This is a genomic window from Cupriavidus basilensis (genome assembly GCF_000832305.1).
Taxonomy (GTDB): Bacteria; Pseudomonadota; Gammaproteobacteria; order Burkholderiales; family Burkholderiaceae; genus Cupriavidus; species Cupriavidus basilensis_F.
Genome location: NZ_CP010537.1, coordinates 1,573,350 through 1,586,718, shown reverse-complemented (window position 1 = coordinate 1,586,718; position 13,369 = coordinate 1,573,350). Strand labels below are relative to the sequence as shown.

At 66.7% G+C, this 13,369-nt stretch carries 13 protein-coding genes; 2 read left to right on the top strand and 11 right to left on the bottom strand.

Annotation, left to right across the window (positions count from 1 at the left end; genetic code table 11):
• Nucleotides 1-86 precede the first annotated feature (86 nt).
• Nucleotides 87-815 carry a GntR family transcriptional regulator gene (locus tag RR42_RS27735; RefSeq protein ID WP_043354705.1) on the bottom strand — a complete coding sequence of 243 codons (729 nt, stop codon included), beginning with the start codon at nucleotides 813-815 and terminating at the stop codon, nucleotides 87-89.
• Nucleotides 816-1,032: 217 nt separating this feature from the next.
• On the opposite strand from RR42_RS27735, the gene RR42_RS27730 reads away from it, so the two are divergent.
• Complete coding sequence (locus RR42_RS27730; RefSeq protein WP_236702211.1) at nucleotides 1,033-2,004, top strand: tripartite tricarboxylate transporter substrate-binding protein; 972 nt, start codon at nucleotides 1,033-1,035, stop codon at nucleotides 2,002-2,004.
• Nucleotides 2,005-2,106: 102 nt separating this feature from the next.
• Nucleotides 2,107-2,817: a GntR family transcriptional regulator gene (locus RR42_RS27725; protein WP_043354704.1), complete on the top strand. Its 711-nt coding sequence runs from the start codon at nucleotides 2,107-2,109 to the stop codon at nucleotides 2,815-2,817.
• Between the two features lie 5 nt (nucleotides 2,818-2,822).
• Here RR42_RS27725 and RR42_RS27720 read toward each other — a convergent pair whose 3' ends face one another.
• The 10 genes from RR42_RS27720 to RR42_RS27685 form a co-directional block, all read right to left on the bottom strand.
• On the bottom strand, nucleotides 2,823-4,082 hold the full coding sequence (locus RR42_RS27720) for an MFS transporter (RefSeq protein ID WP_201777405.1): 1,260 nt from the start codon (nucleotides 4,080-4,082) through the stop codon (nucleotides 2,823-2,825).
• An 80-nt stretch (nucleotides 4,083-4,162) separates the two neighbouring features.
• Nucleotides 4,163-4,861: a DUF4286 family protein gene (locus tag RR42_RS27715; protein ID WP_201777393.1), complete on the bottom strand. Its 699-nt coding sequence runs from the start codon at nucleotides 4,859-4,861 to the stop codon at nucleotides 4,163-4,165.
• Nucleotides 4,861-5,010: a hypothetical protein gene (locus RR42_RS40550; RefSeq protein WP_158408323.1), complete on the bottom strand. Its 150-nt coding sequence runs from the start codon at nucleotides 5,008-5,010 to the stop codon at nucleotides 4,861-4,863. The genes RR42_RS27715 and RR42_RS40550 overlap by 1 nt, the downstream gene beginning before the upstream one ends.
• Nucleotides 5,011-5,013: 3 nt before the next feature.
• On the bottom strand, nucleotides 5,014-5,925 hold the full coding sequence (locus RR42_RS27710) for a LysR family transcriptional regulator (protein WP_043354703.1): 912 nt from the start codon (nucleotides 5,923-5,925) through the stop codon (nucleotides 5,014-5,016).
• Nucleotides 5,926-6,198: 273 nt separating this feature from the next.
• Entirely contained in the window at nucleotides 6,199-7,059 is an 861-nt protein-coding gene (locus RR42_RS27705) for an NAD-dependent protein deacetylase (RefSeq protein ID WP_043354701.1), read from the bottom strand.
• Nucleotides 7,060-7,132: 73 nt separating this feature from the next.
• Nucleotides 7,133-7,396 (bottom strand): oxidoreductase-like domain-containing protein, encoded by a 264-nt coding sequence (locus RR42_RS27700; RefSeq protein WP_052495020.1) that lies wholly within the window; start codon nucleotides 7,394-7,396, stop codon nucleotides 7,133-7,135.
• Nucleotides 7,397-7,418: 22 nt separating this feature from the next.
• Nucleotides 7,419-7,532: a hypothetical protein gene (locus RR42_RS41280; RefSeq protein WP_236702210.1), complete on the bottom strand. Its 114-nt coding sequence runs from the start codon at nucleotides 7,530-7,532 to the stop codon at nucleotides 7,419-7,421.
• An 83-nt stretch (nucleotides 7,533-7,615) separates the two neighbouring features.
• Entirely contained in the window at nucleotides 7,616-8,212 is a 597-nt protein-coding gene (locus tag RR42_RS27695) for an SRPBCC family protein (RefSeq protein ID WP_052495019.1), read from the bottom strand.
• A 187-nt stretch (nucleotides 8,213-8,399) separates the two neighbouring features.
• The gene (locus RR42_RS27690; protein ID WP_043358077.1) at nucleotides 8,400-9,923 is read right to left on the bottom strand and encodes an efflux transporter outer membrane subunit; all 1,524 of its coding nucleotides are present in this window, start codon (nucleotides 9,921-9,923) and stop codon (nucleotides 8,400-8,402) included.
• 35 nt (nucleotides 9,924-9,958) lie between these two features.
• Complete coding sequence (locus RR42_RS27685) at nucleotides 9,959-13,150, bottom strand: efflux RND transporter permease subunit (protein WP_043354699.1); 3,192 nt, start codon at nucleotides 13,148-13,150, stop codon at nucleotides 9,959-9,961.
• Nucleotides 13,151-13,369: the final 219 nt, after the last annotated feature.

The window sequence follows — 13,369 nt, the reverse complement described above, 5'->3', positions numbered from 1 at the left end:
ACATAATGACACGTTCCGCCACCGGAAAGCAACCCATTGGCCGCCGTCCCCAGACGATCTTCGGGCTAGCGACGGCTAGCGACGGCTCAAGCCTGACGCTGCAGCACCGTCGAATACGTGAAGCGATCGGCCGGATGCAAGCTCACCACCACTTCGAACAACCGGTCCGACTGGTCGAAATACCGCCGCACGAATTCCAGCGCATGCGCATCGGGCGCGGTGCCCAGCACGTCCGCTAGCGCGGCGGGCACGCCCACCGCCCGCACGGTCTGGCGTACTTCCTTGACCAGGCGTCCGGTGGTTTTGCCGACCAGTTCGCTGATCAGGCTGGGATCTGTCTTGAGCAGCTTGCGGATCTTGGCGCCGTCAGCCGCCATCACGTAGACGTCGGACCATGACAACGGATGCGATGGCGCCTCGGGGTTGGTGCGCGAGGTCTCGATATGCAGCCAGCGCGAGCCCGGCTGACAGCCCAGCCGGGTGGCCAGCTCTATATCCATCACGATTTCGCGCGCACCGTGGATCTTGCGCTGCGTGGCGGCGCCATATTGCACCAGTTCGTCGATGGTGGAGAGCTTGGGCGTGTACTCGCTGCTGCGCGGCGCGGAGGCTTCCACCCGGGTGCCTGCGCGCTTTTTACGCGAGACCAAGCCTAGCTCCTGGATGCGCATCAGCGCCACCCGCACGGTGCCCCGGCTGACGCCGTGCTTCTCGGCCAGCTCCAGTTCGCCCGGCAGGCTTGACCCGACCGGATAGACCCCGCTCGTGATGTCGTGAATAAGTGCCTTGGTCAACTCGGCGTGGCGTGGCTCCATGGGTTCCCTGAATGATCGATCGATGTGCCTGAGGCGTAGCAAATGCTAGCGCCTGGCGGCCCGTAAGCCAAGCGCAAAGGGTAAACGAGGTGCGGTTCCGGCTTGACGGTCGAGTGCCACATTCCTAGAATATGTTTAAACATATTTATTAAATGCACATATAAGCAGCACCGATCATCTCAAAACAACCGAAACCACCTTGATGATGGAGACAACAATGACCAAGAAACTGGGCGCCACCCTGGCCCTGCTAGCCCTGTCCACCGCCGCGCTGGCGCAAAACTACCCCACCCGCCCGATCACGTGGATCGTGCCCTTCGCGGCCGGCGGCCCCACCGATGCGCTTGCCCGCAATATCGCGGATCGCGTCGGGCGCGATCTGGGCCAGCCGGTACTGATCGAGAACCAGGCCGGCGCCGGCGGCACCATCGGCGCGGGCAAGGCGGCAAAGGCCGCGCCCGATGGCTATACCTTCCTGGTCGGGCATATGGGCTATATGGCCGCGGCGCCGTCGCTGTACAAGAAGCTGTCGTATGACCCGGTCAAGGACTTCGAGGGCGTGTTCCGCTTCCCCGATACGCCGCTGGTGCTGCTGGTCGGCGCGAACTCGAAGTTCAAGACCGTGCAGGACCTGGTCGCCTTTGCCAGTGCCAATCCGGGCAAGCTCAACTTCGGCAACGCGGGCGTGGGTTCCACCTCGCATCTGGTCGCCGCCATGTTCGCCCAGCAGGCCAGGATCAAGGTGACCCCGGTGTCGTACAAAGGCGCCGGCCCGGCCTTGACCGATGTCATGGGCGGGCAGGTGGATGGCATGTTCGACCAAACCAACACCGCCCTGCCGCAGGTCAAGGGCGGCAAGGTCATCGCCATCGCGCAGACCGCCAAGCAACACGTGCCGCAGTTTCCCAACGTGCCCACCGTGGCGGAAACCGTGGTGCCCAACTTCGAGGCATCCACCTGGTACGGCCTATATGCGCCGAAGGGCACGCCCAAGGACGTCATCGCCCGCAACTACGCCGCGTTCGCCAAGGCCATCGCCGACACGGAGTTTGCAAAGAAGCTGGCCGACCAGGGCATCCAGTTGCTACCGGATGCCGCCTACAAACCCGCCGCGCTAAACCAGCACACCGCGGCCGAAGTGGCCAAGTGGAAGACCGTGATCACCGCAGCGGACATCAAGCTGGATTAGGCGTGCAGCATTGGCCCAGCGCCTCGGGCCGCGCCTGCTTTTGGTAGTACGATATCGCCCTTGCACGCGTTGCCGTGTTGTCGGGAGAGAGTTTTGCCATCAGTGGATCGCCGTAGCGCCGGCACATCGCGCGCCCGGGCCAGGACCGAAGAACCATCGCAGAATGAGCTGGCCTATACCGGCCTGCGGGAGCGGCTGACCACGCTGGTCTACCGCCCCGGCGAGCATCTCAACATCTCCACCCTGGTCGACGATCTTGACCTTGGCCGCACGCCCATCAACCAGGCCCTGCACCGGCTGGCCAACGAAGGACTGGTGCAGATCCTGCCGCGCAAGGGCGTGGTGGTCTCGCCACTGTCCATCGACGATGCGCTGCACCTGATCGACGTGCGCCTGGCCAACGAAACGCTGTGCGCCAGGCTAGCTGCCGAGCGCATCACCGCCGCCGGCCTTCACACGCTCGAACGCCTGCTGAGCCAGGTGGAAGACGCTGTGGCGCAGCGCAACCTGCCCGAGGTGACCAACCTGGACCGCCTGTTCCACGAGGAAATCGCGCAGGTCTCGGGCAACCCGATCCTGATCGAAATCCTCAAGGTGCTGCACGCGCGCTCGCAGCGCTTCTGGGCCATTTCGCTGTCATCCGAAGGGCACCTGGCCGAGGTCGGCGCCGAGCACCGCGCCATCCTGAAGGCGCTGCGCGACGGCGACGGCGCGGCAGCGGCCAGCGCGGTCACGGCCCATGTGCTTTCCTTTCGCCAGGCGCTGCTGCAGGGCCGCCGCGAAACGGTCTTCGCGACGGCGCTCGAGGGCTAGCCGGATCAGCTTTCGAGCGGCTTGTTCGCGGTTTCCCGCGCCACCAGCAGCGCCACCAGCGTCAGCGCCACGGCGGCGCTGACATACAGCGAGATCGCCAGTGTCGAGCCGTACGACTTGTACAGGCTGGCGATGATCAGCGGCGCAAAGCCGCCGCCCACGATGCCCGCCAGCGTATAGGCCAGCGATGACCCGGCGTAGCGCACCCGCGTGGGGAACTGCTCGGTCACGAAGGCCGCCTGCGGGCCGTACATCATGGCGTGGATGATCAGCCCGACCACCACCGCGGCGCAGATCTGCAGCGGCTGCGCGCTGTCCATCAGGCGGAAGAACACAAAGGCCCACACCACGGCCAGCACGGCCCCGGCGATGTATACCGGGCGGCGGCCGAGCTTGTCCGACAGGCTGCCGAACAAGGGCACCGCGATGGCGTTGCACGCCGCGCCGATCATGGTCGCGCTCAGCGCCAGCGGCCGGGACAGGTGCAGCACGCTGGTCACGTAAGTCAGCGTGAAGACCACCACCAGCGCGTAGAGCACGTCGGAGCCGATGCGCACACCGCCGGCCACCAGCAGCCGCCGCCAGTGATCCACGAACACTTCCTTGATCGGCGTCTTGGCCGTGCTCTTGCGCGCTTCCATTTCCTTGAACAGCGGGGTTTCCTCAACGCCCTTGCGCAGCCACAGCCCGAACAGCACCAGCAGCACGCTCGACAGGAACGGAACGCGCCAGCCCCACGCCTGGAAATCTTCCGGGCTCAGCCACAGCGACACCACGGCGATAAAGCCGGTGCCCAGCAGCGTGCCGCACGACGGCCCCACCTGCGTAAACGATGCGTTGCGCCCGCGCTGGTGCTGCTCGCCATGCTCCATCGACAGCAACACCGCGCCAGCCCATTCGCCGCCGATCGCCGCGCCTTGCAGGAAGCGCAGCGCCACCAGCAGGATCGGACTCCAGATGCCCCACGACATGTAAGTGGGCAGCACGCCCATCAGCCCGGTGGCCACGCCCATCAGGATCAGCGTGGCGACCAGCACGAAGCGCCGGCCGAGCTTGTCGCCCAGATGCCCGAACAGCACGCCGCCAAGCGGGCGCGAGACATAGCCCACCGCATAGGTGGAAAACGCCAGGATCGTGCCCGTGAGCGGATCGAACGAGGGGAAGAAAACCGCGTTGAACACCAGCGCGGCCATCAGGTTATAGACCGTGAAGTCGTACCACTCCAGCGTGGTGCCGATGGTGCTGGCCGCGGCCAGCCGGCCCATGCCGGGCTTGGCGGCATGGGTGGCCGCATCGAGCGTGCCGGCTGCGCTGCGCGCGGTGGATATCGTGCTTGCGTTGGTCATCACGCCACCTCCCCGGAGAAGAGCTTCCATTTCAATGCATAGCGTGCGGCCTGCTGCGTCGATGCGCCCAGGCGCTTTGCCGCTTCCTGCAGTGCCTGCTCGCTCGCGGCTTCGGCGCTGCTCTCGATCACCAGGATGGGCAGCAATTGCCGGTCGGTCAGGCTCTCCTTGGGCAACGGCTGGCTTAGCTCGGCATCGGGCATCAGCAGGTAGGACTGGACAAAGCCGGGCTGCGCGGACAGTTGCCCGCCAACCTCGCCCGCCAGGTCGACCAGCGCCAGCGGATCCTCCGGCTGCGCCAGCGGCAGCACGGCAAGCCAGCTGCCGCTGCCCTGCCCGACCGTGGCAGTGACTTCGCTCACGCGGCGCATCGGCTGGCGCATGCGGTCCAGGTTGGCCACCGACCACGGCGTCTGGCGGCGAAAGGCCGCCTTGTAGGCCGCGCTGGTGAATGCACCGAGCGACTCGGTGCGATACAGGCCGAGATACTTGGGGCCGCCCTGCACGGCTTCATAGCGCGCGGCAGAGATGAAGCCTTCGATGCGGGCGCGCTCTTCCACGTGCTCGCGGTCGTACCATTGATTGAAATCGGCCTCGTCGGCCGCATCCACATTCGACGCGACAAACAGCATGCCCTGCGGGGCCATGCCTGCCGCGCTCTCTGTCGCCAAACTTTCGGTCGCAAACATCTCGCTCATCAAACTCTCCGGTTGCCACGCCAATACAAAGCGGTGAGCTGATGATCGGCGCGATCGCCGCGCGCGACAAACGGGTTTTTCTTCGCGTTTCCGATCAGTTTTTCTGTTCGATCCGGCTGCGTTCGCGCACCAGCCTGGCGCGCGACCATGCTTCACTCCGGCGCAAACGGTGCAGGCAGCGAACGCACGAAGCGATCCGATTCGCGGCAGGCCAGATCCGCCACCAGGCGAATCGCCTCCGACGCCGCATGGTCGAGATGGCTCACTACCAGCCGTTGATGCGGCAGCGGCACATCGCAACAGATCACGCGCAGTTCGCCGCGCTCCACCTCTTCACGCACCGGCGCCAGCGGCATCAGCGCATTGCCAAAGCCCGCCTTCACCAGCCGCACGATGGCCGCGATGGAGCTCACGCAGTGCACCTTGCCAACGGGCAGCCCGGCCTTGCGGTACAGCTCCTTGAGCGCCACGTGCGGCTGCGATCCCGGGCTCATGGTGATGGTCGGGTACTGCAGCAACGTGGCCAGTTTCCCTTCATCGGGCTGCGCCGCGCCGGGCGGCCCGACCCACCCGATCGCCATCGGCAGGCACGGCGTGCTGGTGATGCCCTCGCCCACCGCGGGGTCCGTCTGCAAGGCGATATCGATGCCGCCGGCGCGCAGGGTCTTGTGCAGGCCCTCGGTGGTCTCGGAAGTGATCTGCACCTCGATGCCCGGATAGGACGATTGCAGGTGCCGCAGGAAGTCGACCAGCCAGGTATGCACCACGCTCTCGATGGCGCCGATGCGCACCAGCCCCAGCAACTCGTGGCCGGAGCGCCCCAGCACCATGATCTCCCGCTGCAACTCCAGCAGCCGCTCGCCGTAGCCGAGCAGGCGCAGGCCCACCGGCGTGAGCCGCAGGTCCCGCGCCTCGCGCTCGAACACGCGCGCGCCAATCTCCTGCTCCAGCGAGGCAATGCGATTGGACATGGCCGCCTGCGTGATGTGCAGCTTCTCGGCCGCCGCGCGAAAGCTGCCTAGCCTCGCTACCCACATGAAGGCTTCGACAAAGCGCGTGTTCATGGCGCCGGGCCTGCACTGGCACCGCACCCGCAGCGCCCGCAGCACCTCACCCGTGCCCCGCCGCGGTGCACCCTGCTCGTCAATTCGGCTCCCGGCCAGGGCTGGCCAGCCTCGCTACTTCCATTTTGTCCGCCTTGTGAAATTTCACAGTATTAACAGCGGATTTTTATGCAATATCCGCGCCAGTGCTGTAGTGGGATTCCCTAGCTTGCTTTCATGCCGTCCGGCTGCGGCAAGCCCCCTCTGACGACGGGTGGCGGTCGCTGAGCGGGCCTATTGAGCCACGGCACCCGCGGGCAAGTCCAGCCGCCCGGCCAGGTCCGTCAGCGTCGCCGCGCACGAGGCATCCACCTTCAACGCCAGCAGCGCATCGGCACGGGTCTGGCCAAGATTGATGGCCGCCACCGGCTTGCCCAGCTTTTGCGCCGCCAGGCAGAAACGGTAACCGGAAAACACCGTGAGCGACGAGCCGATCACCAGCAAGGCATCCGACTCATCCAGCGCCTGCAGGGACACATCCACGCGCTCGCGCGGCACCGACTCCCCGAAGAACACCACATCGGGCTTGAGCACGCCGCCGCAGTGCCCGCACGCGGGAATACGCACGGCCTCGAAGCTGGCCAGCTCCAGATGCGCATCGCCATCGGAAGCCGGCAGCGCGCGCAGTTCGGCTAGCGCCGGGTTGTCCGCCTCGAGCTGCGCCTGCAGCGAGGCGCGCGGGCGGCGCGTGCCGCATTGCAGGCAGATCACGCTGCCCACATGGCCATGCAGCTCGATCACGCCGGTGCTGCCGGCGCGCTGGTGCAGGCCGTCCACGTTCTGGGTGACAAGCTGGCGCACGTAGCCAGCCGCTTGCAGCTGAGCCAGCGCGAAGTGCGCGGCGTTAGGCTGCGCATTGGCTAGCACCGGCCAGCCCAGCATGCTGCGCGCCCAGTAGCGCTGGCGCACCGCATGCGAGCGAAAGAAATCCTGCGCCTGCACGGGCGGCGTGCGCTGCCAGTTGCCCTGCGCGTCACGGTAGCCGGGAATGCCGGAATCGGTGCTGATGCCGGCCCCCGTCAGCACCAGCAGGCGCGGATGGTCCCGCACGAACGCGTGCAGGTCGGCCAGCATGTTCCGGTCGGTGACGCTCAAGGCAGGCTCCTTGTGTGGTACTTGCTTGGTGCTTGCGTGGTACGTGTCTGGTACGCGTGGCGTGCCAGCCAGGTCAGAAGCTGGGACCGCCCGCGCCGGCTTCGGCCGTCTGGCCGGCGAGCGCCAGCCAGGCCTTGAGCTCGGCACGGTACTGCTCCATGGCCGCGGCATGCAGGTCAAAGATGCAGGGATCACAGCCATTGCCGCAGCAATCATTGATATCCGGCGTGGGCGGCGCCACGGGCTTGGGCGGCAATGCCTGCGCTGCCGGCTCCGGCGTAGCCGCCGTATCTGGGGTGCGTCCTGTGGCGGACGCCAGGTTTTCTACCGACACCATCGACTCCAATTGAATTGCGCGGTCAGTATACTGCCGGCGCGCGGACCAGGTCGCGGCGAAAGGTCGCCAGCATCTGTGGCGCCTGCGCCTCCCAGCCGGCAAAGCGCTCGTGCACGGCCGGGTCCGGAAAGATCATGCGCAGCGTATTGCGATGGCCCGGCGCGCACGCGCCAGCACATCCCAGCGCAGGTTGCGCACACAGGCAGGCAACACGGCAGATCAGCCGCCCGTACCGGACGAGGGCTTGCGGGCCTCCAACACCGCCCGCAACCGCGTCACCGCCTCGGCTGACTCGGCCTCGATGCGCTTGCGCAGCACCAGCCAGTTGGTCAGCGCAAACAGCAGGTTCGGCGCGGGGTAGCTGAATTCGCGCCGGAAGTGCGTGCCCTCCGGCGTCTGGGCGAGCGTGTAGCGGACCGCGCCCGCTTCGCGCCCATCCATAGTGCCCTGGATCATCCAGGCCGAGGATGGGCTGCGCTCGGCCGCGGTCCACACCACCTGGCCGCGCCGCCCGGCCACCAAGAAGGTTTCGGTGACCTGCTCGCCGGGCAGGAGCGAATGCCCGGCCGATGCGCCGGTCACGGCGAGCGACGATGGATGCCAGTCGGGCCAGTTGGCGGGCGTGGAAACGTAGTCGAACACCACGGCATCGGGCTGCGCGATCGTCACCTCGTTGACGATATGCGTGACGGGGCGCCACGGCCGCGGCAAGGGGAGCAACAGGACAGTCGCCGCGCACAGAAGGATCAGTAGCGCGACGAACAGGGTCCGCCGCCGTCCATGGGTCCGCCTTCTGTGGATTCGCCGCCTGCTCATGTTGGGAGCCTGGACAATCAATGCGCCGGCGGGCTGCGGTGCGGGCTGCGGCCTGCGGCCTTTCCGGCTGAGGTGGCCGCGATGCTTTTAGTGTAGTCAGATTTTTTCGCCGCGTTGGCGCGGCAACGACAAAACGCGGCAACCGCGCGAGGGCGGCTGCCGCGTTTTGGAGGCCTGGCGCCTGCGCTCAGTGGTTCACGGCCAGCGGGCCGGGGCCCGCCTGCGCCACACTGGGTGCGGCATCCGGCAACGGCCCCCACCCACCGCCCAGCCGGCGTACCAGCGCCACCGTGGCGGAAGCACGCAGCCCGGCCACCTGGTTGGCATCGCGCTGCGACTGCAGCACCGTACGATCCGCGTCGATCACCGTCAGGTAGTCCACCGCGCCCGCCTCGTAGCGGCTGCGCGAGATCTTGGCCGCGCGGCGGGCGCCGCCCAGTGCGCCGTCCAATGCGCCGGCCTGCTGGCTCAGCCAGCGTACGTCCGCCAGGCTGTCTTCCACCTCGCGCATCGCGGTCAGCACGCTCTGGCGGTAGCTCGCCACCGCCTCCTCGTGCTGCGCGCGCGCCGCCGCCAGGTTGGCCTTGTTGCGGCCCCCGTCGAGGATCGGCGCGGCGATCGTGCTGCCCACCAGCGGCCCCAGCATCCACGCGCGTGACGACCACTTGAACAGGTTCGACAGGTCGTTCGACTCAAAGCCGAACAAGCCGGTGAGCGTGATGCGCGGATAGAACGCCGCCTTCGCCACGCCGATGCGCGCGTTGGCCGCCGCCATCAGGCGCTCGGCCTGGGCGATGTCGGGGCGGCGCTCCAGCAGGTCGGAGGGCAGCCCCGCCGGCACAGCGATCTGCGCAGCGTCCAGCGGGCGCGCGGCCATTGTGAAGGCGGCCGGCGGCGCGCCCGTCAGCACCGCCAGCGCGTGCTCCTGGTTGGCGCGGCGGCGCTCGATGCCGGCGAGATCCGCGCGGGCCGTACCCAGCTCGGCTTCGGCGCGCGCGGGGTCCAGATCCGTGGTCTCGCCTTCGTCGAACCGGCGCTTGAGCAGCTTGAGCGCGTCCTCACGCAAGGTGATGGTGGCGTTGAGCAGGTCGCGCTCGCTGTCCAGCGTGCGCAGCGCGAAGTAGGCTTGCGCCACGTCCGCCTGCAGCGCCAGCAGCACCGAGCGGTACAGGTCTTCAGCGGCGTCGCCCTCCGCCCGCGCCGCCTTGACGTTGTCCGCCACGCGGCCGAACAGGTCCAGCTCATAGCTGGCGATGGCGCGCGCCTTGAGCACCGTCTGCGGCTTTACCGGCGTGCCGTCGGGCAACCCCTGCGAGGCGGCCGAGGACTGGGTGCGGGTCGGGTCCAGGCCCACGCTCAACTGCGGGTACTGGTCCGCCTCGGCCACGCCGGTGAAGGCGCGGGCCTGCTTGAGGCGCGCCGCGGCGATCGCGAGATCCTGGTTGGACTCGGTGGCCGTGGCAATCAGGCGGTCGAGATCGGCGTCACCGAAGATCTTCCACCATTCGCCGCGCTGCGCGCCTTCGGCGGGCGTGGCCACCTTCCATTGCGAGCCTTCGGCTTGCGCGGCCATCGCTTCCTTGTAGGCCGGCGTGGCGGCGGTTGCGCTTTGCGGCACCTGGTAGGTCGGCGCCAGCGAGCAGCCAGCCAGGATCAGGGCCACGGCCAGCGTGGCCAGGCGCGGCAGCGCCGCGGGGAGTATCGATGTCATCTTGGATGTCAATGTTGCGTTCATGTCGATCACCCTTACTCAGCAGAGGCGATAGCCTTGTGGCTCGCCGACGGCGCGTCCGACACCGTGCGGCGCTCGCCACGGGTCGCCAGCAGGCGCAGCGCCACGTAGAACACCGGCGTCAGGAACAGCCCGAAGAAGGTCACGCCCAGCATCCCGGCGAACACCGCCACGCCCATCGCATGGCGCATCTCGGCACCCGCGCCAGTGGACACCACCAGCGGCACCACACCCATGATGAACGCGAACGACGTCATCAAGATCGGGCGCAGGCGCAGGCGGCTGGCTTCAATGGCGGCGGCCACGATGGAGCGGCCTTCATGCTCCAGCTCCCGCGCAAACTCCACGATCAGGATCGCGTTCTTCGCTGACAGCCCCACCAGCACGATGAAACCAATCTGCGTGAAGATGTTGTTGTCGCCCTTGGTCAGCCATACGCCAGTCATGGCGGCCAGCAGGCTCAGGGGCACGATCAGGATCACGGCCAGCGGCAAGGTCAGGCTTTCGTACTGCGCGGCCAGCACCAGGAACACCAGCAGCACGCACAGCGGGAAGATCCATACCCCCGCGTTGCCGGCCAGGATGTCCTGGTAGGTCAGGTCGGTCCACTCGAACTTGATGCCCTTGGGCAGCGTCTCGGCCGCAATGCGCTCGGCCGCGGCTTGCGCCTGGCCAGAGGAGAAGCCCGGGGCCGGGCCGCCGTTCATGTCGGCCGCGGTGAAGCCGTTGTAGCGGATCACGCTGTCCGGGCCAAAGCCCTGGTTGACGGTGAGCAGCGACGACAGCGGCACCATGTCGCCCGCGCTGTTGCGCGTCTTCAGTTGCAGGATGTCCTCGGCGTGGGCGCGGAACTGCGCATCCGCCTGGACCTTGACCTGGTAGGTCCGGCCAAACTTGTTGAAGTCGTTGACATAGGCCGAGCCGAGGTAAGTCTGCAGCGTGTCGAACACATCCGTCACCGGCACGCCCAGCTGCTTGGCTTTCACCCGATCCAGCTTCACATCCAGCTGTGGCACGTTGACCTGGTAGTTGGTGAAGATACCGGCCAGCTCAGGCGTGGCACGCGCCTTGGTGGTAAAGGCGTTGGTCGCGTCGAACAGCGCGTCGTAACCCAGCGCGGCACGGTCCTCGATCATCATCTTGAAGCCGCCGATGGTACCCAGGCCCTGAACCGGCGGCGGCGGGAACACGGCGATAAAGGCGTCCTGGATCGCGGCGTACTTGCCGTTGAGCTGCGCCGCGATGGCGTTGCCCGACAGTTCCTTGGTCTTGCGTTCTTCAAACGGCTTGAGCGAGACAAAGACGATGCCGGCGCTCGGGCTGTTGGTGAAGCCATTGATCGACAGGCCCGGGAAGGCAATCGCCGATTCCACGCCCGGCTGCTTGAGCGCGATGTCGGACATCTGGCGGATCACGTCTTCGGTGCGGTCCAGCGTGGCGCCGTCAGGCAGCTTGGCAAAGCTCACCAGGTACTGCTTGTCCTGCGCCGGCACAAAGCCCTTGGGCACCAGCTGGAACACACCCCAGGTCAGCGCCAGCATCACGGCGTAGACGCCGAACACCGCCGTCTTGCGCGAGATCACGCCCTTCACACCCTTGCCGTAACGATCGGCGCTGGCGCCAAAGAAACGGTTGAAGCGGCCAAAGAAGCCACCCAGCACGCGATCCATGCCGCGCGAGAGCCAGTCCTTCGGCGCATCGTGGCCGCGCAGCAGCAGCGCGGACAAAGCCGGCGACAGCGTCAGCGAATTGAAGGCCGAGATGATGGTCGAGATGGCGATGGTCAGCGCGAACTGCTTGTAGAACTGACCGGTCAGGCCCGTCATGAAGGCCAGCGGCACGAACACGGCGATCAGCGTCAGCGCGATCGCGATGATCGGGCCGCTCACCTCACGCATGGCCTTGTAGGTGGCCTCTTTCGGAGATAACCCCTCGGCGATATTGCGCTCGACGTTCTCCACCACCACGATCGCATCGTCCACCACGATCCCGATGGCGAGCACCAGCCCGAACAGTGACAACGCATTGATCGAGAAGCCAAAGGCATGCATCAGCCCGAACGTCCCCACGATCGACACCGGCACGGCCAGCAGCGGAATCACCGAGGCGCGCCACGTCTGCAGGAACAGGATCACCACCAGCACCACCAGGGCGATGGCTTCGAACAACGTATGGGTCACGGCTTCGATGCTATGGCGCACGAACTGCGTCGGGTCATAGACGATGCTGTAGTCCACGCCATCGGGGAAGTTCTGCTTGAGCTCTTCCATCGTCTTGCGCACGTCGTCCGAGATCTGGATGGCGTTGGAGCCCGGGGCCTGGAAGATCGGAATGGCCACCGCGGACTTGTTGTCCAGCAGCGAGCGCAGTGCGTACTCCGACGCGCCCAGCTCGATGCGGGACACATCCTTCAGGTAGGTCACGCCACCATCGGGCGAGGTCGCCACGATGATGTCGCCGAAGGCCTCCACGGTTTCCAGGCGGCCCTGCGCGTTCACGGAGAGCTGCAGGTCAGCGCCCGGCAGCGCGGGCGAGGCGCCAATCACACCAGCGGCCACCTGCACGTTCTGCTCGCGGATGGCCTTGACCACGTCGGCGGCCACCAGCTTGCGCTCGGCCATCTTCTCGGGGTTCAGCCACACGCGCATGGAATAGTCACCCGAGCCGAACAGCTGCACCTGGCCCACGCCCTGGATCCGCGCCAGGCGGTCCTTGACGTTGATCACCGCGTAGTTGCGCAGGTAGGTCATGTCGTAGCGGTCGTTCGGCGAGACCAGGTGGACCACCATGGTCAGGTCGGGCGAGCTTTTCACCGTGGTGATGCCCAGGCGCCGCACGTCCTCCGGCAGGCGCGGCTCGGCCTGCGCCACGCGGTTCTGCACGAGCTGCTGGGCCTTGTCCGGATCCGTGCCGAGCTTGAAGGTGACGGTCAGCGTCAGCAGGCCATCGCTATTGGCTTGCGACGACATGTAGAGCATGTCCTCGACGCCGTTGATCTGCTCCTCCAGCGGAGACGCCACGGTCGCGGCAATCACCTTGGGGTTGGCGCCCGGATACTGCGCGCGCACCACCACGGACGGCGGCACCACCTCGGGATACTCCGAGATGGGTAGCTTGAACATCGAGATGGCGCCGATCAGGAAGATCAGCACCGATAGCACGCCGGCAAAGATAGGCCGGTCGATAAAGAATTTCGAGAGATTCATCTCAGTCTCGGCAGTCTTGGCGAAAGGGCTCCCCCTGGCGGCCTGAATGGCAGGCGCCATGTGGAGCGGGGAAGCTAAAAATGGTCTGGCCTCGGGGCAGAGGTACGTTCAAAGCCGGCGCACTGTGGATGCGCCCGCCCTCTCCCCCGTCCCTCTCCCGCCATGCGGGAGAGGGGAGCAAACCCTTGACGGATTCAGCGCATGCGGCTCATGCCGGAT